Source organism: Lactobacillus sp. WILCCON 0059, from assembly GCF_057197985.1.
Genome location: NZ_JBUBHN010000001.1, coordinates 1,717,102 through 1,738,957 on the forward strand (window position 1 = coordinate 1,717,102; position 21,856 = coordinate 1,738,957).

The 21,856-nt window shown below is 53.0% G+C and carries 18 protein-coding genes; 1 reads left to right on the forward strand and 17 read right to left on the reverse strand.

The window, feature by feature from the left end; translation table 11 throughout:
• Positions 1-20 precede the first annotated feature (20 nt).
• From ACYVUT_RS08040 to ACYVUT_RS08115, 16 genes are all read right to left on the reverse strand, one after another.
• On the reverse strand, positions 21-344 hold the full coding sequence (locus ACYVUT_RS08040) for a DUF1292 domain-containing protein (RefSeq protein WP_002876576.1): 324 nt from the start codon (positions 342-344) through the stop codon (positions 21-23).
• Between the two features lie 2 nt (positions 345-346).
• Positions 347-775, reverse strand: coding sequence for a Holliday junction resolvase RuvX (gene ruvX / locus ACYVUT_RS08045; protein ID WP_439775406.1), 429 nt, complete (start codon positions 773-775; stop codon positions 347-349).
• Entirely contained in the window at positions 775-1,032 is a 258-nt protein-coding gene (locus ACYVUT_RS08050) for an IreB family regulatory phosphoprotein (RefSeq protein ID WP_002876574.1), read from the reverse strand. Before ACYVUT_RS08050 ends, ruvX begins: the two co-directional genes overlap by 1 nt.
• Before the next feature lie 64 nt (positions 1,033-1,096).
• Positions 1,097-3,730, reverse strand: a complete 2,634-nt coding sequence (gene alaS / locus ACYVUT_RS08055; RefSeq protein ID WP_484501811.1) for an alanine--tRNA ligase — start codon at positions 3,728-3,730, stop codon at positions 1,097-1,099.
• A gap of 238 nt (positions 3,731-3,968) precedes the next feature.
• Positions 3,969-5,330, reverse strand: coding sequence for a DEAD/DEAH box helicase (locus tag ACYVUT_RS08060; RefSeq protein WP_484501812.1), 1,362 nt, complete (start codon positions 5,328-5,330; stop codon positions 3,969-3,971).
• Positions 5,323-6,282 carry a DHH family phosphoesterase gene (locus ACYVUT_RS08065; protein WP_484500581.1) on the reverse strand — a complete coding sequence of 320 codons (960 nt, stop codon included), beginning with the start codon at positions 6,280-6,282 and terminating at the stop codon, positions 5,323-5,325. The genes ACYVUT_RS08060 and ACYVUT_RS08065 overlap by 8 nt, the downstream gene beginning before the upstream one ends.
• Positions 6,283-6,344: 62 nt before the next feature.
• Positions 6,345-7,460: a DNA polymerase IV gene (gene dinB / locus ACYVUT_RS08070; protein ID WP_484501813.1), complete on the reverse strand. Its 1,116-nt coding sequence runs from the start codon at positions 7,458-7,460 to the stop codon at positions 6,345-6,347.
• The gene (zwf, locus tag ACYVUT_RS08075; RefSeq protein ID WP_484501814.1) at positions 7,460-8,908 is read right to left on the reverse strand and encodes a glucose-6-phosphate dehydrogenase; all 1,449 of its coding nucleotides are present in this window, start codon (positions 8,906-8,908) and stop codon (positions 7,460-7,462) included. The genes dinB and zwf overlap by 1 nt, the downstream gene beginning before the upstream one ends.
• A gap of 92 nt (positions 8,909-9,000) precedes the next feature.
• Entirely contained in the window at positions 9,001-9,423 is a 423-nt protein-coding gene (yajC, locus tag ACYVUT_RS08080; protein WP_484501815.1) for a preprotein translocase subunit YajC, read from the reverse strand.
• Between the two features lie 88 nt (positions 9,424-9,511).
• Positions 9,512-10,522 carry a Holliday junction branch migration DNA helicase RuvB gene (ruvB, locus tag ACYVUT_RS08085; RefSeq protein WP_484501816.1) on the reverse strand — a complete coding sequence of 337 codons (1,011 nt, stop codon included), beginning with the start codon at positions 10,520-10,522 and terminating at the stop codon, positions 9,512-9,514.
• 14 nt (positions 10,523-10,536) lie between these two features.
• The gene (ruvA, locus tag ACYVUT_RS08090; RefSeq protein WP_484500585.1) at positions 10,537-11,130 is read right to left on the reverse strand and encodes a Holliday junction branch migration protein RuvA; all 594 of its coding nucleotides are present in this window, start codon (positions 11,128-11,130) and stop codon (positions 10,537-10,539) included.
• A gap of 8 nt (positions 11,131-11,138) precedes the next feature.
• A complete protein-coding gene (mutL, locus tag ACYVUT_RS08095) occupies positions 11,139-13,094 on the reverse strand; it encodes a DNA mismatch repair endonuclease MutL (RefSeq protein ID WP_484501817.1) in 1,956 nt (651 codons plus the stop codon).
• Positions 13,094-15,664 carry a DNA mismatch repair protein MutS gene (gene mutS / locus ACYVUT_RS08100; RefSeq protein WP_439775414.1) on the reverse strand — a complete coding sequence of 857 codons (2,571 nt, stop codon included), beginning with the start codon at positions 15,662-15,664 and terminating at the stop codon, positions 13,094-13,096. The genes mutL and mutS overlap by 1 nt, the downstream gene beginning before the upstream one ends.
• A 140-nt stretch (positions 15,665-15,804) precedes the next feature.
• Positions 15,805-17,418, reverse strand: a complete 1,614-nt coding sequence (groL, locus tag ACYVUT_RS08105; protein ID WP_484500588.1) for a chaperonin GroEL — start codon at positions 17,416-17,418, stop codon at positions 15,805-15,807.
• A gap of 22 nt (positions 17,419-17,440) precedes the next feature.
• Positions 17,441-17,725 carry a co-chaperone GroES gene (gene groES / locus ACYVUT_RS08110; protein WP_270449034.1) on the reverse strand — a complete coding sequence of 95 codons (285 nt, stop codon included), beginning with the start codon at positions 17,723-17,725 and terminating at the stop codon, positions 17,441-17,443.
• Positions 17,726-17,880: 155 nt separating this feature from the next.
• Positions 17,881-18,567 (reverse strand): redox-sensing transcriptional repressor Rex, encoded by a 687-nt coding sequence (locus tag ACYVUT_RS08115; RefSeq protein WP_439775416.1) that lies wholly within the window; start codon positions 18,565-18,567, stop codon positions 17,881-17,883.
• Between the two features lie 264 nt (positions 18,568-18,831).
• Between ACYVUT_RS08115 and ACYVUT_RS08120 the strand changes: the two genes are divergently transcribed.
• Positions 18,832-20,748, forward strand: coding sequence for an ABC-F family ATP-binding cassette domain-containing protein (locus ACYVUT_RS08120; protein WP_484501818.1), 1,917 nt, complete (start codon positions 18,832-18,834; stop codon positions 20,746-20,748).
• A gap of 65 nt (positions 20,749-20,813) precedes the next feature.
• Here the strand turns inward: ACYVUT_RS08120 and tsaD are convergent, their stop codons facing one another.
• On the reverse strand, positions 20,814-21,854 hold the full coding sequence (gene tsaD, locus ACYVUT_RS08125; protein WP_484501819.1) for a tRNA (adenosine(37)-N6)-threonylcarbamoyltransferase complex transferase subunit TsaD: 1,041 nt from the start codon (positions 21,852-21,854) through the stop codon (positions 20,814-20,816).
• Positions 21,855-21,856 lie beyond the last annotated feature (2 nt).

The following is a 21,856-nucleotide window of genomic DNA, read 5'->3' on the forward strand; positions in this document are numbered from 1 at the left end:
GCTAAGCACCCGCTTCTTTCTTATTCTGCAGAATCGTCGCCGCTCAAACGGTCATCTTCAAGGAAGGTGTTGAGCACCCCTTGAACCATGTCCCATTCAGCGTCAGAAGTGATTTCGTGCAGGTCGCTGCTGGTTACGTCGCCGTCTTCGTCGGCATCGTAGCTGAAAGCCTGGACTTCAATTTCGTCGTCATCTTCTACAGCTGCCGGGTAAAGCAGGATGTAGGACTTGTCATTGTCGTCAGAATGGAAAGTAAACAATACTTCAAATAATTCTTCGTTGCCGTCTTCATCGATCAAGGTCAGTTGTCTGTCTTGATCTTCGGCGCTAACTTCAAAAGCCATAGTTATTCCTTTCGCTGTAAATCCAAATAGTTCTGCAAAATCAACACAGCTGCCATTTGGTCAACGACCTCCTTGCGCTGCCGGCGATCATGCATTCCCGCCTCTTCAACCAAAATCCTCTCCGAGGCCACGGTCGTCAAGCGTTCATCGTCATAGTAGACTGGCAAGCCGAACTTCTGCTCCAGGCGCTCGCCCATGGCCTTGCTCCGGCTGACCGACCGGCCAGCCGTTCCATCCATGTTCTTGGGCAGGCCCAGGACGAAGCCGTCCGCGTCATACTCACGGACCAGCTTCTTTAAGGACCGCATGCCGAAATTGTGCCGGTCTTCATCAATCGGAATCGTCATCACTGCCTGGGCGGTGATGCCCAAAGGGTCGCTGACGGCCACCCCGATGGTCTTGGAGCCGACGTCCAAACCCAGCAGGCGCATTACTTGTCCTTGCCCAGGTAGCTCTTGACCAGTTCTTCGATGATTTCATCGCGTTCGTGCTTCAAGATCAAGTTCCGGGCGTCGTTGTGGCGTGGGATGTACGCTGGGTCGCCTGAAAGCAGGTAACCCACGATTTGGTTGATCGGGCTGTAGCCCTTTTCTTCCAGGGCCTTGTATACGTCTTCCAGAGTGTCGCGGATGTTCTTTCCCTTATTCTGGTTAAAATCAAAGTGCATCGTCTTATCAAGCGAACTCATTGTTATTCCCCCTCTTTTGTCTATTCTACTTAAAAATTTTCCTTAACTCAATTATTTAGCCTAATTAGTCCAGCTGGCTGACTGCAGCGTCAATGGCATCCTGCAGGCCTTCAGGCTTCTTGCCGCCGGCTTGGGCCATGTTTGGCCGGCCGCCGCCGCCACCACCGAAGATGGCTGCCACGCTCTTGATCAAGTCGCCGGCCTTCAGGCCCTTGTCCAGGGCCTTTTGGCCCAGGCTGATCAGCATGTTGGCCTTGTCTTCTGACTTAGCGCCCAGGATCAAGACGTCAGACTTGCCTTCGCTCTTCCATTGGTCAGCGATTTCCCGCAAGTCGTTCATCCCCTTGACGTCAGCGATCGTGGCGATAACCGTCAAGTCGCCAACCGTCTTGACCTGGTCAAAGATCTTGCCAGCCTTGGAAGCGTTGATTTGTGCTTCGTAAGCGGCATTTTGCTTTTCAGCACTTCTGAGTTCTTCTTGCAGGCTGGCAATCTTGCTTTGGATGCCATCTGCCTTAGTAGCCTTAACTTCAGCCTGGATCTGGTCCAGGATATCTGAGCGGCCGGCTAAGTATTCGTAAGCCAGCTTGGAAGTTACGGCTTCAATTCTTCTGACCCCGGCACCGATGGCTTGTTCAGAAATGATCTTGAAGACGCCGATTTGGGAGGTGTTGTCGCAGTGGGTACCCCCGCAGAATTCGATGGAGAAGTCATCCATTTGCACGACTCTGACCTTATCGGTGTACTTGCCGTCAAAGAGGGCCAAAGCGCCCATCTTCTTACCAGTTTCCGGATCAGTTTCCGTGGTCTTGACCTGAATTGCTTCCCAGATCTTTTCGTTGACGATCTTTTCAACGTTCTTCAGTTCTCTTGGCGTGGTTGGGTCAAGGGAAGTGAAGTCGAATCTCAAGTAGTCTGGTTCAACGACTGACCCGGCCTGGTGGGTGTGTTCACCCAAAACTTGCCGCAGGGCAGCGTGCAAAAGGTGGGTAGCTGAGTGTGAGTGGCGCAGGCCTTCCCGGCGAGCGCGGTCAATCTTCAGCTTGTAGGTCTGTCCCTTTTCAAGCGGCAGGATCACGTCAACGAAGTGCAGGTTCTGGTCGTTAGGCGCGTGCTGCACGTCAACTACCCGGGCAACCAGGTTGCCTTCTTCATCGTAGATGTCACCGTGGTCAGCCACCTGGCCGCCCCGTTCAGCGTAAAATGGCGTCTTGTCGAAGATCAAGGTTGCCTTTTCGCCGTCAGCCTTGTCAACCAGCTTGTCGTCAACGATGATGTCAACCAGCTTGCTTTCTTCTTCGTAGACCCCGTATTCAAAGACGCTCTTGTCCTTGATTTCCATCAAGGTTTCGTCTTGTGAACCCATGGATTGCAGGTTGCCCCGGGCCTTGCGGGCACGTTCCTTTTGTGCTTCCATTTCAGCGTCAAAGCCTGCTTTGTCAACCTTGAGCCCCTTGTCTTCAGCAGCTTCAACCGTCAATTCGTAAGGGAAGCCGTAAGTGTCGAACATCTTGAAGGCATCCTTGCCGGAGATGGTCTTGTCTTCGCTGTTTTCAGCCTTGTCAATCAAGTCATCAAGCAAAGTCAAACCGGCTTCCAAAGTTGCGCCGAAGCGGTCTTCTTCGTTCTTGACAACCTTGCTGATAAATTCTGCCTGGTCGCTGACTTCTGGGTAGTGGCTCTTCATGATGTCGCCGACAACTGGCACCAGCTTGTAAAGAAAGGCACCATCGATGCCCAGCTTGCGGCCGTTCAAGGCTGCCCGCCGCAAAAGCCGGCGCAAAACGTAACCGCGGCCGTTGTTGCCTGGCAAAGCCCCGTCACCGATGGCAAAGGAAATGGCCCGGATGTGGTCAGCGATGATCTTGAAGGAAGTGTCGTCAGCCTTGTTTGCGCCGTACTTCTTGCCCGCGCTCATTTCTTCAGTAGCGTGGATGATTGGCAGGAAGAGGTCGGTTTCAAAGTTGGTCGGTGCATCTTGCAGGATGGAAAGGACACGTTCCAGACCCATCCCGGTATCGATGTTCTTGTGTGGCTGTTCAACGTAGCTGCCATCTGGCAGGTGGTTGAATTCTGAGAAGACGATGTTCCAGATTTCCAGGTAACGGGCGTTTTCACCACCTGGGTAGTTTTCAGGGTCATCTTCTGGCACGTCATTGTTTTCCTGGCCGCGGTCGTAGAAGATTTCTGAGTCAGGACCACATGGGCCTTCACCGATGTCCCAGAAGTTGTCTTCCAATTGCACGATGTGTTTTTCCGGCAGGCCGACTACTTCATGCCAGATCCGGTGAGCTTCGGTATCCTTAGGATAAACAGTCACGTAAAGCTTGTCCTTGTCCAGGTCCAGCCAGTCAGGACTGGTCAAAAATTCCCAAGCCCAAGGAATAGCTTCTTCCTTGAAGTAGTCACCAACTGAGAAGTTGCCCAGCATTTCAAACAAGGTTTGGTGGCGGGCAGTCTTGCCGACGTTTTCAATGTCGTTGGTTCTGATTGACTTTTGTGAGCTGGTAATCCGGCGGTTCTTTGGCACGACTGAGCCGTCGAAGTACTTCTTCATGGTTGCCACCCCGGAGTTGATCCAGAGCAAAGTCGGGTCATCCTTTGGAATCAGGCTGGCTGACTGCATGACCATGTGGCCGTGTTCAGCAAAAAAGTCGAGGAACATTTGCCGAAATTCTGAACTGTTTAACTTTTTCATCAAAATCTCCTAAAAACACAAAAAACAAGCATGTTTGCCTAATTCAAGGACGCTCTAGACGCGGTACCACCTTGATTGCAACAATGCTTGTTACCTCTTGATTATCTTAAATTGATCACTTTAAGGAGCATTTTCTGGCCAGCGATAAACCCTTCCCAGCTGCCGGTTCTCTCTTTGAATCGGCTGGACAGAAAACATATCTTAAACGTCACTAATTTTACTACTTAGAGAAAAAATGTCAACGGTTTTGTTCGCGCTTGCGCTTACGGAGGCGCTTTTGGTGGCGCATTTCATGCCGGGCTTCAATCTTCCGCTTCTTGCGGTTATCTTCTTGGATAGCCTGCTTGATCTTCTTTTTGTAGCCAGGCTTGCGCTTGGACTTGACCTTCTTGACCACGCCCTTCATGTGCGGGTCAAGCTGGCGGTTTGAGGCAGTCCGGTTGTCCCGGCGGCGGTAGTGGGTCCGCGGAGCGAGTGCCCCGTCCTTGATTTCCACGAAGTCAAAGTGGACGCCCATGTGCTCCAAGGCCCCGACCCGGTTCATCTCTTCTTCTCTGACCAAAGTCACGGCGTGGCCCGGCAGGCCGTTCCGGCCAGTCCGGCCGATCCGGTGGATGATGAATTCCAGGTCCTTGGGAATCTCGTAGTTGATGACCAGGCTGACGCCAGGCAGGTCGATCCCCCGGGCAGCCAGGTCACTGGCTACGACGTACTGGTACTGGCCGGCCCGGACTTCCCGCAGGGTCCGCTTTCTTTCCCGTTCGGTAATGCCGCCATGGATCTTGGCCACCTTGAGCCCTTGCTTGGCCAGGTAGTCAGCCAGTTCGTCGACCATCTGCTTGGTGTTGGCAAAAACCAAGGCCAAGTAAGGCTGGCCCATGGTCAAAAGCTTGTAGACGATCTTCTTTCTGTCCTTGCTGCCGATGTCCAAGAGGTCATTCTTGATCGTTGGGGCAATAACGGCCGGGTTGTCGATCACGATTTCTTCCGGCTTGGCCATGTACTTCCGTAAAAAGTTGGTCAGCTTGACCGGAATCGTGGCTGAAAAAGCGGACATGACCACGTCCTTTGGCAGACGGGCGGCAATCTTGTCCACGTCGCCCAAGAAGCCCAGGTCCAGAGTCATGTCAGCTTCGTCGATGACGAAGTTCTTGACCTGGTCCAAAAGCAGGATCTTCTTGTCAGCAAAGTCCAAAAGCCGGCCCGGAGTGGCGATAACCAGCTGGGGCTTGTTCTGCTCAAATCTGGCGATCTGCCGATCCCGGTCGCTGCCCCCGGCCAGGTGGGCAATGGCAATGTTCAAGCCAGAGGCATCTCTTAGCTGGCGGGCTACCCGGTAGAGCTGGTCAGCCAGTTCCCGGCTTGGGGCCGTGACGATAGCTTGCACATAGCGGGCGTCTTCGTCAATGGAGTTTAAAATCGGAATCAAGTAGGCGTGAGTCTTCCCGCTCCCCGTGGCCGCTTGCACGATCACGCTCTCTTCTTTCAGCATGGCCGGGATGACTTTTTCTTGGACCGGAGTCGGTTTGGTAAAGCCGATCTTGGCCAGGCCCTGGCGGATTTCGCTTCTTAAGCGCGTGTCAGTAAAAATGTTATTCATGGTCTTCCTTGTATTTCTTGGTTACTTCAACTAATTCCTGGAAAATCTGGTCGATTTCCGCCTGGTCGTGGGCAGTTGCCCCTGAGGCCAGTTCGTGGCCGCCCCCGTCGTGGGCTTCAGCCAGCTTGTGGATGTAAGGACCCTTTGACCGGTAGTGAACCCGGTAAGTGCCGTCTTCTTTTTCCACGATGACCAGCCAGGTCAGGATCCCCTTGATCCGGCCCGGGGTTGAAACAGTGACTGAAGCTTGCGGCTGGGTAACGCCCAGTGCCTTTAAGTCTGCCTGGGTAATTACGGCAATAGCGACCAGGCCGCTTTCGTCCAGCTGCATTTTCTCCAGCGCCAGGCTCTGCAGCTTGGCCTGCTGGAAGGTTACTTCACTTTCGTTTCTGGCGATTTGGGAGATGTCGATCCCGGTCTTCATCAAGCGCGATACTACTTCAAAAGTGTGGGCGCTGGTCGCGTCGTACATGAAGCGGCCAGTGTCGCCGATGATGCCGGCGTAAAGAGCCAGGGCGATTTCCCGGTTAAGGGGCAGGCCTTCTGCTTCGATAAAGTCAGCGATGATTTCGCAGGCAGCGGCGGCTTTTGAGTCAACGTAAGACATGTCAGCATATGGGTCAACATCCGGGTGGTGGTCAATCTTGATCAGGTAATCCCCCATCCGGTAGCGCTGGTCAGAGATCCGCGGCGTGTTAGCCGTGTCGGTCGTGATCACCAAGGCGCCTTGGTAGTCTTCATCCTTGACTTCATCCATCGTGTTGATCCAGTCCAGGTCACCCACGTCATTTTCCCCGGTGCAGAGAATCTTCTTGTCCGGGAACTGCAGACGCAGGCTCTTAGCTAAAGCAGCCTGGGAGCCGATAGCGTCCGGGTCGGGATTGGTGTGCCGGTGGAGGATGATGGTCGGATATTGCTTAATCTTACTGAAAATTTCGTCAAAAGTGTTCATCGCGGGGTCCTTTCTGCCTTATGAGTTCAAAATTTTATTTTAGCAAAAAATCAGCCTTTTAGCTATTCATCTGCAAAAAGACTGATTTCCTGATAATGTGTTTCTTCAAGTTCGCCAGCTGACAAGCCTAAGAGGCGGATGCCTTCAGCCAGAAATTCCGGTTCCTTGGCCAAAAGCTCCTTAGCCAGCTGGTAAAAAATTTCCGGGTCACTGGTCGGCTGGACCTTCTGCCGGCGGGTGATGGTCTTGAAATTGCGGTCACGGACCTTTAAAACGACCACCCTGGCCAAAAGATTTCTCTGCTTCAGTTCAGCCGCCACCGTCTGGCTGAAATCCTTTAAATAGCCTTCAGCCCGGTCCTGGTCGTAAATCACCGGTTCAAAAGTTCGCTCCTTGCCCAGGGACTTGCGCTTTCTGGAGGCCTGGACGGGGCTTAAGTCGATTCCGTAGGCATGCAGGGCCATGTAGTAGCCAAACTTCTTATAGTCTTTCAAAAGGCGGCTGAGCCCGTAATTTCTGAGATCGCGGCCCGTCAAAACGCCGGCTTCTTTTAGCCGCTCCTGGGTCTTCTTGCCGATGCCGGGGAATTTTTTGATTTCCTGCCTGTCCAAAAAGGCCTGGGCCCGGTCCGGGGCAATATAAGTGCGGCCAAAAGGCTTGGCGTATTCTGACCCCATCTTGGCCAAAAACTTATTGTAGCTGACCCCGAAAGATGAGGTTAAATGCAGCTGGCGGAAAATCTGCTCTTGCAGGTAGCTGGCCAATTCCAGGGCGCTTTTGCCGGGGATCTTGCTCTGGGTCACGTCCATATATGCTTCGTCCAGCGCCACGCTTTCGATCTGGTCGGTCAGTTCGTGCATTAAGTCATGCACTTGCCCGGAAACCTGGCGGTATTTTGCAAAATCGGGCTCAACGAAAACCAATTCTTCAGCTGGAATCAGCTTGACGGCTTGGGCGGCCGGCATGGCTGACCCAACCCCGTACTTTCTGGCCCGGTAGTTGGCGGTAGCGATCACTCCGTGGCCACCCGTTTTCCTGGGATCCCGGGCAATCACGACTGCCTTATTCGCCAATTCCGGCCGGTCCCGCATCTCAACTGAAGCGTAGAAGGCGTCCATGTCCAGGTGGATAATCCGGCGGGAAAAATCGTTCCTGGGCAACAGGTCAATGTCGGCCATTACTTGTAGATCCAGCCGTCCTCAGGATCAGCAAAAATCTTGCTGGTATCCGGTCCCATGCAGTAGGGCCGGTACTTGACTGGCTTTTCGCCGACAGCGTTTGCCTTTTGCCAGGCAGCTTCTACCGCGTCCACGAACTTCCAATACTGCTTCAGTTCTTCCCACTTGGTAAAGTTGGTGGAATCGTTGACGAAGACATCGTGAATCAAGCGCTCATAGCCATCTGGCACTTCAGCTTGTTCATCTTCGCTGTAGCGGTAGCGCAATCTTTCCAGACGCAGGTCACCGCCAGCAACAGTCTTGCCGTTTAAGCGGAAGTAGACCTGGTTGACCGGGTCGATCTCAATGGTCAGCACGTTGGTCTTGGCCTTATCGTCGTATAAGCCAGCTTCATCCTTAAAGACTACGTCCACCCGGGTCTTCTTTTCCCGCATTTCCTTGCCAGTTCTGAAGTAAACCGGGACGCCAGCCAGAGGCCCCTTGGTAAATTCCAGGCGGCCAGCCACGTAGGTTTCAGTCTTGGAGTCTTCCGCCACGTTAGGCTCTTTGACATATTCAAAAGTGGTTTCCGTCCCCAGGTACTGGCCGCGGATGATGTTCTCGCTGACGGCTTTTTCATCAGGGATAACTAAAGATTCCAGAAGTTCTTCTTTAGCCGCGTGGATGGCCTTGTCAGACAAGTCTTTTGGCTCTGGCATGGCTAAAAGGGTGATGATCTGCATAATGTGGTTCTGGACCATGTCCCTTAGGGCCCCTGAGTTATCATAATAGCCGCCCCGGGCTTCAACGCCCAGCCGTTCAGCCAAGGTAACCTGGACATTCTTAACCGCGCCGGCATTCCAGATCCGCTTGATCAAGGAGTTGCCAAAACGCAGAGGCAGGATATTCTGCACCATTTCCTTGCCCAGGTAGTGGTCGATCCGGAAGACCTGGTCTTCGTTAAAGGAGCCGCGGATCTGCTGGTTCAAGACTTCCGCGCTGGCCAGGTCAGTCCCAAATGGCTTTTCAACCACCAGGCGGTTGAAGCCGGTCCCGGTCAAGTGCTGGTCGGCAATGTGTTCAGCAATCGTCCCAAAGAAGCTTGGGGCCATGGCCATGTAGAAGATGCGGTTGCCGCCGCATTCATAGCGCTCGTCCAGTTCCTGGGCCAATTGCTTCAAAGTCACGTAGTGTTCAACGTTGGTTACGTCGTGGGACTGGTAGTAAAAGTGGCTGGCAAATTCCGTCAGCTGTGCTTCATCGACCTCTTCCCAGCTTTCATGGACAGCTTGGGCCACCTGCTCACGCAGGTATTCATGTGACCAGGGCCGCCGGGCAGTGCCGATAACGGCAAAGTTGTCGTGAATGACATTCCGGCGGTAGAGATTGAACAGGGCCGGATAGATCTTGCGGTGGGCCAGGTCGCCGCTGCCGCCGAAAAGGATCATTACTGTTGGAATATTGTTCATTATAGTACCTCTAAAAAATCAACTACTAACTATTTTAGCAATTAATTGGCGCAGGCAAAACAAAAACGTCCCCGAAGGAACGCTTTGTTCGTTTATTCTTGGCTGCCTTTGTCTTCGGACGGAGTTTCTGCTGGAGCTTCAGGCTTAGCTTCTTCAGCTGTTTCAGCCTTGTCTTCTGTTGGCTTAGCTTCTTCAGCTGCTTCACTTGCGTCAGCTTGCTTCAAAACAGTTCTGACTGCCAGTCTGGAGAAGGTCAGGTAAATGCCGTCAGCGTCCAAGACGATGGTCTTGTCAGCGTCGTTGATTGAGTCAATCTTGCCGCGCAGGCCGTCAACCATTTCCACGCTGTCGCCCTTCTTGAGCTGGTTCATCATTTCCTGGCGCTGCTGTTGCTGCTTCTTTTGCGGCTTGATCATGGTAAAGTAAGTAAAACCAAACAAAACGGCCAGCATAACCAGCATGAAGATGCTGCTGCCAGCACCGCCATTGGCTGCGGCTAATGCAAAAGTATTCAAATTATCCACCTCATAAAATCAATTTGCTGCTTTTTGGCAGATGCCAAAAGGCTTTAACGAACATTATACTGTAAACTGGTCTTTTTTGCTATTCTTCCTCACCAGGCAGGGGCAAATTCAACTGCTGGTAGGCCTTCTGGGTCACCACCCGGCCCCTTGGGGTCATGACAATGAAGCCATTTTGCAAAAGATAGGGCTCATACAAGGATTCGATCGTCTCCCGGTCTTCCCCAATATTGGAAGCCAGGGTTCTGATTCCGACCGGGCCGCCCCCATAGCTTAAGATCATGGTCCTCAAGAGCTTGCGGTCAGTTTGGTCCAGCCCGGCGCTGTCAACTTGCAGCTGCTTTAAGGCCATGGCCGTCGTTTCCAGGGAAATTTCTTTTTCTCCCTTGACTTCAGCAAAGTCCCGCACCCGCTTTAAAAGGCGGTTGGCCACCCGGGGCGTTCCCCGGGACCGGCGGGCCAGTTCGTGGGCGGCTTGCGGGGAAATCTTGGTATGGAAGACCTCGCTGGAGCGGAGGAGGATTTTTTCCAAGTCCTCAACTTGGTAGTACTGCATGTGCTCAACGATCCCGAAGCGGTCGCGCAGTGGCGCCGACAACTGCCCGGCCAAGGTGGTTGCCCCAATCAAGGTAAAAGGCGGCAGAGGCAGGTGGATGGCATGAGTTGTCTGCCCTTCCCCAACCACGATATCAATGTAAAAGTCTTCCATGGCTGAGTAAAGGACTTCTTCAACCGGCTTGGCCAGGCGGTGGATTTCATCGATAAACAAGACATCCCCGGGCTCAAGGTCGGTTAACAGGGCTACTAAATCCCCGGCCCGCTCGATGGCCGGACCACTGGTACTCTTTAAGTTGACGCCTAATTCATTGGCAATGACAAAGGCCAGGGTGGTTTTACCCAGACCTGGCGGGCCATAAAGGAGGACATGGTCTAAGGCCTCGTCACGCTGGCGGGCAGCCTGGATGTAGACTTCCATGTCCTTTTTGACATGCCCTTGCCCGATATACTGGCTGAGCAGCTGGGGCCGTAAGGAAAGTTCTACCGCTTCTTCACCTTCCGCGGCTTCCTGGCTGGTCAAATGTTCTTCCGTCATCTTCCTTTACCCCCTTATTTTTTCAGCAAAAAGCCCAAGCCCCGCTTGATGTATTCGTCAGCGGACATTTCCGGCAATTTCTCCAGTTTCGGCTTGATCCGGTCAACTTCTTTTTGGCTGTAGCCCAAAGCCCCAAGGGCCAGGAGGGCGTCTTCCAAAGCCGGGGAAGTACTTTTGACCGGCTCGTCTTCGGTAAAGAGGTTTTCAGCCACATAGTTGCCCATCTTCCCCCGCAAGTCCAGGACGATCTGGGAAGCCGTCTTCTTGCCGATCCCAGGAAAACGGGTCAGGTAGGAAACTTCGCCGCTTTCAATGGCTGAAGCCAGCGCTCCGTTGTCTTCGGCGGCCATGATGGCCAAAGCCGACTTGGGGCCGATCCCGGAAACTTCATTAAGCTTGTTGAAGAGGCCCTTGTCCTGCTGGCTCTTGAAGCCGTAGAGGGTCATTCCGTTTTCCCGAACAACCTGTTCAACGTAGATCCGGGCCTTTTCCCCTTCCCGGTAGGCATAAGGGGTCGGGGTCAGGATCCGGTAGCCGATTCCGGCCACTTCAATGACGACATAGGCCGGGTTAACCACGGTAATGGTGCCCTCAAAATACTCGTACATCTAGTTTTTCACTTCCCTTTCTTAAAAAGCTTGCTTAAATCATTCTGGCTCAAGCGGACGACAGCGACCTGGCCGCTGGCATCCCGGTAAGGGTCGCTGGCTGTCTGTAAACGGAGCAGCAGGTCGGCGGCTTCTGCACCGGTTAAATTGACCCGGCGGGAAACGTTGCTTTCTGCCGCCTTAGCCGCCACCAGCTTCAAGAGACTTTTTCCATCGCTTTCCCGGCTGGACAAGAGCTGGTCCAAGAGCTCCCTTACCTGCACGGTGACTTCGCCTTTCAGCCAGGTTGGGTAAGAGTGCATCAAGAGGGTGTTTTGGCCAAAGTCTTCCATCTCCAGGCCCAGCTGGCGCAAAAGGGGCAGCTGGTCTTTTAATTTCTGGTAGTCATAGACGCTGAAGTCAAAGACCAAAGGCTCAAGCAAGCCCTGCTGGTAGTTCTCTTCTTTTTCCAGGCTGGCTAAAATCTGGTCGTATTCCAGCCGTCTTCTAGCCGCCACCTGGTCAACGAGGTAAAGGTCGCCTCCGTGTTCAGCCAGAAGATATCCCCCCATCTGGCCCAAAAGCCTAAGAGCCGGCAGGTGCTGCCTTAAAAGCTGGTCAGCCTTTGAAATAACGGGACTGGCCTTTTCTTCCCCGCCCTCAAAAGGCGAAAGAGCCGTCTGCTCTTTGACATGCTGGTCCCAGGTCTTGGTTAAGACGTACTGGTCGTCTTCTCTGACCTGGTTTAAGTCCACGTATTCCGGAGCAGAAGTTTTTTCTTTGCTATCTGCTTCTTTTGTTTTTGTCTCTGTCTTTGTTTCTTTTTTATCTGCTTTATCAGTTTTATCTGTTTTGCTTTCCGACTCAGCCACTTGGGGGACTTCCAGCTGGAAGTCGTCTGGCCGGCGGGTGTCGACCACGTTTGGCTTTAAGTTGAATTCCAATTGGTCCAGCTGGGTCTTGTCTTTAAAAGGAGTCAGCTGAAAAAGCGGGCTGGCCTCGTCTTCATCCAGCAAGGCATCAGTAACGGCACTGGTGATCAAGCGGCTGAGCTCTTTTTCCTTGGACAGGCGGACTTCTTCTTTAGTCGGGTGAACGTTAACGTCGACTAAAAGGGGATCAGCCTCAATCGCCAAAACCGCAATCGGGTACTTGCCCCCTAATTTATTGCCATAGCCGTTCAAAAGGGCACTGGAGAGCTGATAGTTCTTGATATAGCGGCCGTTAAGCAGAATTGAGATAAAGTTGCGGGAAGACCGGGTCAGGTCTGCTTCTGACACCAGGCCATAAAGGGTAAAGTCCGGGTCCTCGTTTTCCACCGTCAGCATTTTTTCAGCGACTTTGCGGCCATAAATATTGGCCACGTCCTGCTTTAGGTTGCCGTTGCCGGGCGTTCTGAGCAAGACTTTCCCGTCGCTGGCCAAGGTCAGGCTGATTTCCGGGTGGCCCAGGGCGATCCGGTTGACGATGTCCACAATCTTCAAGAGTTCTGTCTTAGGGCTCTTCAAATATTTCAGCCGGGCCGGAGTGTTGTAAAAAAGGTCCCCGACCGTGATCTTGGTCCCCTTGGCGCTGCCGGCATCTTCCTGGAACTTTTTCACCCCACCGGCAAAAGCCGCCCGGGTCGCTGTCTGCCCGTCAGTTGAAGTCAAAATTTCCACATGGGCCACGGCGGCAATTGAAGCCAGGGCTTCCCCTCTAAAGCCCAAGGTCGCGATATTGAACAGGTCGCGTTCGTCTTGAATCTTGCTGGTCGCGTGCCGCATAAAGGCCAGGTCAACCTGGTCCGGGGCAATCCCGCTGCCATTGTCTTGCACAGAGATCTGCTTTAAGCCCGAATGCTGAACTTCAACCCTAATCCGGCTGGCCTGAGCATCAATCGCGTTTTCGACCAGTTCCTTGACCACGCTGGCCGGCCGCTCAATAACTTCCCCGGCCGCGATCTGGTTGGTCAGATTTTCTGAAAGTTCATGAATTTTCGCCATTATTCTTCCTTCAAGGCCTGCTGCCAGTCAGCTACCAGCTGCATGACTTCCAGCGGCGTCTTTTCATTCAAGTTGACCTGGCTGATCTCGTCCAAAAGTTCCTCCTGCTCTTCCTTAAGCGGGTTCTCTTCCACCACTTCCACCGGGCTGAAGAGGTCCAGCTGCTGGCTGCTTGGGTTGATTTCCCGGGCCCCTTCTGCTTCCAGGCGCTTGAGCATGCTGGAGGCCTCTCTTAAAACAGCCCGCGGCAGGCCGGCCAATTTGGCCACGTGGATTCCGTAAGACTGGTCAGCTGGTCCGGGCAAAATCTTGTGCAAAAAGATCAGCTTGCCGTTTTCTTCTGTTGCCCCAACGTGGATGTTCTTTAAGTGCGGCAAAGTTTCATCTAGTTCAGTCAGTTCATGGTAGTGGGTGGCAAAAAGGGTCTTGGCGCCGACCTTGTCGTGCAGGTACTTGATGATGGCTCCGGCCAGGGCCATCCCGTCGTAAGTGGCCGTCCCCCGGCCGATTTCATCAAAGAGGACCAGGGATCGGCTGGAGGCATGCTGGAGGGCGTCATTGGCCTCGCTCATTTCCACCATGAAGGTGGACTTGCCGGAATAAAGGTCATCAGCTGCCCCGATTCGGGTGAAGACCTGGTCAAAAATTGGCAGCACGGCGCTGTCTGCCGGCACAAAGGAACCAATCTGGGCCATGATGGCGATCAAGGCCAGCTGCCGCATGTAGGTGCTCTTCCCGGACATGTTTGGCCCAGTAATGAGGTAGATGCTGGTGTCTTCATCCATGACCAGGTCGTTAGGGATGTAGGAGCCCGCTGGCAAAACTGCCTCAACGACCGGGTGGCGGCCGTTTTTAACGGCAATTTCGTTTTTGCTGGAAAAACTTGGCCGGCAGTAATTTTTCTCTTCTGCATCCTGGGCAAAGGCCACGAAAACGTCCAGGGCGGCCAGCTTCCGGCCCAGTTCCTGCAAGGCCGGGATATGGGCCTTGACAGCCTCTCTCAGCTGACTGAAGAGCTCATATTCCAGGTCGGTTGACCGGCTCTCAGCTTCCAGGATCAAGTTCTCGTGTTCTTTTAATTCCGGAGTGATGTAGCGCTCGGCATTGGTCAAGGTCTGCTTTCTGGTGTAGCGGTCCTGGGGCACTTTAGAGACATTGCCCTTGCTTACTTGGATGAAGTAGCCAAAGACCCGGTTGTAGCCGATCTTCAGATTATCGATCCCAGTTCTTTGCCGCTCTTCCATTTCCATCTGGGCCAGCCACTTTTTCCCGCCATTCATGGCTTCCCTGTACTTGTCCAGGTCCTCGCTGACCCCGGCCCGGATAATGCCACCATCTTTAGCGGAAATCGGCGGCTGGTCAACTAAGCAATTAGTGATGCTTTCAGCAAGTTCGCTCTGCGGATCAATGCCTTGCCCGTATTTTTCCAGGTCCGGATTGCCCGATTCGGCTAAGGCCTGGATGATCGGCTTGGCCGCCTCCAGGCTTTTCGCCAGTTGCAAAAGCTCACGGGGGTTGACATTGCCAAAAGCCACCCGGCCGCTTAACCGCTCCAGGTCGTAGACTCCCTTTAAAGAGTCAACGATGTTTTCCCTGGTAAAGTAGTCGTCCAAAAGGGCTTGAACCATCTGCTGGCGCTGGGTGATCCGGTCTAAAGACAAAAGCGGCCGGCTCAGCCACTGCTTTAAAAGCCGGCCCCCCATGGCCGTGGTGGTCTTGTCCAAAACCCAGAAAAGTGACCCCTGCTTCTTGCCAGTCGTGGCTGACTGGGTCAGTTCCAGATTCCGCTGGACGGTGTTGGCCATCTGCAAATACTGGCCGATTTCAAAGCTTTCCGCCACCTGCAGGTGGGCCAGGCTCCGCTTCTGCGTGGCCAACAGGTAGACAACCAGCTGGCGGACGGCAGCTTTTTCCAAAGAATCAGTCAGTTTCTGCTGGACGTAGGAAATTTCCGCGTGCTCTCCCTCCAGCTCAGCCGGTTCAGACACGGTGATATTGGCCTTTTGCAAGCTGTCCCGGTCGCTGGCGCTAAGGTTGCCAGCAAAAACGACTTCCCGGGTTCGCAAAGACAAGAGTTCATTGACCACTTCCGTGTAGTGCTTGACGTGGGTGGCAAAAATCTCCCCGGTCGACAGGTCGCTGTAAGCCAGGCCGTAGCCGCCAGCCTTTTCGACGACACTGGTCAAGTAGTTGCTTTCCTGGCTGTCGTCTGGCCCCTGGGCCATTTTAGTACCGGGGGTAACCAGCTGGATGATCCCCCGCTTGACCATCCCCTTGGCCTTCTTCGGGTCTTCCAATTGCTCACAGATGGCCACTTTGTAGCCTTTTTCCACTAAAGTGTTGACGTAAGAATCAACCGCCATATGAGGAACCCCGGCCATGGGAATCGGGTTTTCCGACTTGTTTGACCGGTGGGTCAAAGTCAGTTCCAAAATCTGTGATCCCTTGACGGCATCATCTTCATACAGTTCATAAAAGTCCCCCACCCGGTAGAAGAGAAAGGCATCCGGGTACTGGTCTTTAATTTGGTAATATTGCTCCATCATTGGAGTCGTGGCTTTTCTTGGCATAAAAACTCCCTCGCTTATCGTATGCTTTCAATTATACAGCATTTCACCGGCCTGCTTGCCCTGTCTTGCACGCAAAAAGAGCCCAGCTTTGAGCTGGACCCTTCTTACAGTAATTCTTGTGTGTGTTAAATTTCAGTATTTTACATCATGCCTGGTTGAGCAGGGGCTGCTTCAGGCTTGTCTTCAGGAATTTCTGCCACAACTGCTTCAGTGGTCAGCAAAAGACCAGCGATTGAAGCGGCGTTTTGCAGAGCTGACCGGGTCACCTTGGTTGGGTCGATGATCCCTTCGTCGATCATGTTGACATACTTGTCTTCAGCAGCGTTGTAGCCGACTTCCGGGTCAGCCTTGCGCAGGTGGTCAACAATGACTGAGCCTTCTTTACCGGCGTTTTCAGCGATTTGGCGAACTGGAGCGGTCAAGGCCCGGGCCACGATGTTGATCCCGGTTTGTTCATCAGCAGTGTCACCCTTGGTTGCCTTAACGGCTTCTTCAACGTTGACCAAGGCAGTACCACCACCAGCTACGTAGCCTTCGTCAACAGCTGCGCGGGTAGCGTTCAAGGCGTCTTCTACCCGGTAGCGGCGTTCCTTGAGTTCAGTTTCAGTAGCAGCGCCGACGTGGATTACGGCTACGCCGCCAGCCAGCTTGGCCAGACGTTCTTGCAGCTTCTTCTTGTCAAAGTCTGAAGTCGTGTCTTCGATTTGCTTTCTGATGGTGTCAACTCGTTCTTGGATGGCTTCCTTGTCACCAGAGCCGTCAACGATAGTAGTTGAGTCCTTGGTGATGGTTACCCGGCGGGCTTGACCCAATTGGCTGAGCTGGGTGTCCTTGAGTTCCAGGCCCAGGTCTTCAGAAATAACCGTACCGCCAGTCAAAGCAGCGATGTCAGCCAGTTGTTCCTTGCGGCGGTCACCAAAGCCAGGAGCCTTAACCGCAACAACGTTGAAGGTACCGCGGATCTTGTTCAAAACAAGAGTTGGCAAAGCTTCGCCAGTCACGTCGTCAGCGATGATCAAGAGAGCGCGGCCTTGTTGCACGATTTCTTGCAGCATTGGCAAGATGTCTTGGATGTTGGAAATCTTCTTGTCAGTGATCAAGATGTATGGGTTATCCAAGTCCGCTTCCATCTTGTCGTTGTCAGTTACCATGTATTGGGACAGGTAGCCGCGGTCGAATTGCATCCCTTCAACCACGCTCAGTTCAGTTTCAATCCCGCGAGAGTCTTCAATAGTGATGACGCCGTCGTTGCCGACCTTTTCCATGGCTTCAGCGATCAAGTCACCGATTTCCTTTGAAGCACTTGAAATTGAAGCAACTTGGGCGATTTGGTCCCGGCTGGAAACTTCGTGGCTGTTCTTGTGCAATTGGTCAACGGCTGCTTGGGTAGCCTTTTCGATCCCGCGGCGGATGCCAACTGGGTTGGCACCGGCAACCACGTTCTTCATGCCTTCTTGCACGATAGCTTGGGTCAAAACAGTGGCAGTGGTCGTACCGTCACCGGCGATGTCGTTGGTCTTTGAAGCAGCTTCAGCCACCAGCTTGGCCCCCATGTTTTCGTAGTGGTCTTCCAGTTCAATTGCCTTGGCGATCGTCACGCCGTCGTTGGTAATCGTTGGGTTGCCGTAGCTTTGTTCCAAAACGACGTTTCTGCCCTTAGGCCCCAAAGTCGTCTTGACCGTGTTGGCCAGCTTGTCAACCCCGTTTAAAAGTGAACGTCTTGCGTCTTCTGAAAACTTAATGTCTTTTGCCATTTTTTAATTTGCACTCCTTAAATTACTTAACGATTGCCAAAATGTCTTTTTCATGAAGGACTAAGTATTCCTTGCCTTCGTACTTGACCTTGGTGCCAGAATACTTATCGTATAAAACTTCATCGCCCTCTTGGACGGTCATAGGAAGCTTGCTGCCATCTTCAGCGTACAGGCCGCCGCCTACGGCAACAACCTTGCCTTGAGTTGGCTTTTCCTTAGCGTTGGAAGCAAGTACGATGCCACCAACGGTTTGTTCTTCAGCTTCTTTAACTTCAACGATCACGCGATCTCCAATTGGTTGTAACACGTTATTCCCTCCTGAAATTAATTGTCTTTAGAAATTCTTTAGCACTCATCTTGATCAAGTGCTAACTTACAACTATGATAATAATCCCTTTTTCCAAAAAAGGCAAGAGAAAAATAGCACTTTTTAGGCGAGAGTGCTAAAAAGTGCTGTTTTCCTTATTTATTCGTGTTGTCCATGGCCTTCTTCCGCTCTTCCAGCTGCTTTTTGATCATTTCGTCAGAGTCGAGGAAGTAGATCAAGGTCTGCAATTCGGTAGCCAGGTCGACGTTTTGGATCCGGACCCCATTTGGAGCTGACAGGCGGATTGGGGTAAAGTTCATGATCCCCTTGATCCCGGCTTCAATCATTTCATCAGCCGTCTTCTGGGCCGTAGCCTGGGGAACGGTCAAGATGGCGATCCGGATCTGCTGGTCAGCGATCTGCTGCTTCATTTCATCCATTGAGTAGACCGGCACCCCTTGGGTGATCTTGCCAGTGATTTCCGGGTTGATGTCAAAGGCGCAGGAAATTCTGATATTGTTGCTGCGCTTGAAGTTGTAGTTCAAAAGAGCGTGGCCCAGGTTGCCGACCCCGACCAGGGCAACGTTGGTCAAAGTGTCCTGGTTGAGGATCTTCTTAAAGAAGCTGAGCAGGTTCTTGACGTCATAGCCGTAGCCCCGCTTGCCCAGGGCGCCGAAGTAGGAAAAGTCCCGGCGGATTGAAGCGCTGTCGACTTGGACGGCTTCAGCCAGTTCAGTTGAAGAAACCTTGTCTTTGCCTTCATCATTCAAAAGAAGCAAGTAGCGGTAATATAGCGGCAATCTTTTGGCAGTAGCCTTGGGAATTCTAAATTTGTTGTTCATAAAAGATGCCTCCGTCTGATTAGTTATTTGTGAATGTGAATCTGTAATCAATCATCTATTATGATACCCGCTTTTACTAGTCTTTGGCAAGTCGTATTTTCACAATATTTGCCATAAAATCCTTTTCATCGAATTTTTTCACAAATCAATTGAAGGAGCCTGGCTCTTTTTAAAGCTGGGAAAGAAAGGAAAAATCTGCTGAAAATCATTGCCAAAGCCGTCAGCCGGGCCTTTGCATGGTACAATGTTTCAAGGTGAAAAAATATGATAATAGCACAAGGACACAATTTGGAGCAACGCTTTGGGGCTGCTCCTATATTCAGCAAGGTTAACTTTTCAATTGAAAACAATGCCCGGATCGGTCTGGTCGGGCCAAACGGGGCCGGGAAAACGACCCTTTTAAAGATCATGACCGGCCGCCAGGAGGCCAGCCAGGGCGAATTTACCGTCAACAAGGGGATCGAACTCGGCTACATCGCCCAGGAGCACGACTTTGACGAAAAGAAGTCGATCTGGGAAGAGATGCTGACGGTCTTCCAGCCCTTGATCGACCAGGGCCAGCAGCTGGAAAAGCTGCAGTATGCCATCGCCGACCACCCGGAAGACGAGGAGCTTCTCCGCCGCCTGGACCAGGCCCAGTACAATTTTGAACAAGCCGGCGGCTACACTTATCAAGCCGAAATCAAGAGCATGCTCAACGGCTTCAACTTCCCGGAAGCGACCTGGAATAAGCAGATTGCCAGCCTGTCCGGCGGGGAAAAGACCCGGCTCAGCTTCGTCAAGCTGCTTTTGAAGAAGCCCCCGCTCCTGCTTTTGGACGAACCGACCAACTACTTGGACCTGGATACTTTGGACTGGCTGGAAGCCTTCCTTAAGAACTATCCAGGTGCCATCCTGACGGTTTCCCACGACCAGTACTTCTTAGACCACCTGGCCACGCAGATTTTTGAACTCCAGCATGGCCAGCTGACTGTCTTTAAAGGCAACTACAGCCAGTACTTAGCCCAGAGAGAACTCCGCGACCAGCAGCAGGAAGCCGCTTATGAAAAGCAGCAGGAAGAAATCAAGCGCGAGGAAGAGTTCATCCAAAAGAACATCGTCCGCGCCTCCACTACCAAGCAGGCCCAAAGCCGGCGCAAGGCCCTGGAGAAGATGGAACTGGTCGACCCGCCAAAGCACAAGTCAAAAGTCCGGATCAAGTTTGACAGCGCCCGGCCATCCGGCAAGGAAGTCTTGATCTTGAAGGACCTGGCCGTTGGCTATCCAGACAAGACCATGCTTAAAGACATCTCCTTCCAGATCAACAAGGGCGACCGGGTGGCCATCATTGGGCAAAACGGGATCGGCAAGTCCACCCTTTTAAAGACCGTCATGAAGCAGCTGCCGGTTAAGAGCGGGACCATCAAGTATGGGGCCAGCCTGGACATTGGCTACTATGACCAGGAACTGCAGGGCTTGGACTACTCTAAGACCGTGATCGACACCATTTGGGACCGGCACAAGGACATGAACGAAAAAGACATCCGGTCGATCCTGGCCAGCTTTTTGTTCACGGCCAAAGATATCGACAAGCAGGTCAGCCAGCTGTCCGGGGGGCAAAGAGCCCGCTTGACCCTGACCGTCTTGTCCATGGAGCACAACAACTTCCTTTTGATGGACGAACCAACCAACCACTTGGACCTGGACGCCAAGGAAGTTTTGGAAAAAGCTTTGGACGATTACGACGGCACCCTCCTCTTCGTTTCCCACGACCGCTACTTCATCAACGAACTAGCCAACAAGATCGTCGTTGCTAAAGACGGCCACGCCAAGATCTATGAAGGCAACTACACTTACTACTTGAACGAAAAGGCCAAGGAAGAAGCCGCCGCCCAAGAAGCTGCTGCTGAAGAAACGACAACCATCAAGGCAGTCAGCGAAAACAAGCTCTCCTACCAGGAGCAGAAAAAGCGGGACTCTGAAAAGCGGAAACTGGAGCGGCAGGTCGCCCAGGCGGAAAAAGACCTGGAAAAGCTGGAGGCCAAGGAACAAGAGATCCAGCAGGCCATGGCTGACCCGGCTATCGCTGCCGACTTCAGCAAGCTGGGGCCTCTGCAGGAAGACTTGACTGCTGTCCAGGAAAAGATCAGCCAAGTTACCCAGGCCTGGGAAGATGCCTCCCTGGCCTTGGAAGAATTTTAATTTTAGACAAAGTAAAAGCAAGTCCGTTTCTGGACTTGCTTTTTGTCTGCATTTTATTTTGCTCTTTACTTGTATTCCTCGGCGTAAGGCAGTTCCATTGACGGGTCCGCGTCCAAGGTCAGGTCGGCAAAGTCGCCGGCCAGGTACTGGTTGTAAGCGGCAGCCCCGATCATGGCCGCGTTGTCCCCGCAGAGCTTAAGCGGCGGCAGGACAACCTTCGGTGCCTTTTCCAAAGCGGCGATTTCCTTGTTCATCCGTTCTCTTAAGCCCAGGTTGGCGGCAACCCCGCCCCCCATGATGAAGGTCTTCGGCTGGTACTGCCGGATGGCCCGCATGGTCTTTTCAGCCAAAACGTCCACCACGGCCGCCTGGAAGCTGGCCGCCAGGTCATACTTATCCAATTCTTGCCCCAATTGATCAGCATGGTGGCAGGTATTGATAAAGGCACTCTTCAGGCCTGAGAAAGAGAAGTCGTAATTGTCTTCATCAATCATGGCTCTAGGGAAGCCAAAAGTGTCCTTGCCCTGGTGAGCCCACTGGTCGATCGTCTTGCCGGCCGGGTAGTTGACCCCCAGGACCCGGCCGATCTTGTCATAAGCTTCCCCGGCCGCGTCGTCGCGGGTGTCGCCCACGATTTCAAAGTGGGTCGGGTCTTTCAGCAAAACAATTTCAGTGTGGCCACCGGAAACCTGCAGGGCCAGGGCCGGGTACTCAATTGGTTCAACCAGCTGGGCAGCTGAAATGTGGCCCATGATGTGGTCAACCCCGATGAGCGGCAGGCCAGTAGCCATGGAAGCCGCCTTGGCCGCGTTGATCCCGATCAAAAGTGCCCCGACCAGGCCAGGGCCGTGGGTCACGGCGATGGCGTCCAAATCTTCCCAGCTGACCTTGGCTTCTTCCAGGGCTTCCCGGGTAATCTGGGTAATCACTTCGATATGGTGGCGACTGGCCACTTCCGGCACGACCCCGCCGAAGCGGGCATGGCTCTTGATTTGGGTGGCCACAATCAAGCTTTCGATCTCTGACCCGTTCTTGACCACGGCAGTCGAAGTCTCGTCACAGGAGCTTTCAAAAGCTAAAATGCGAATGTCTTTCTTTTCCTTCACAG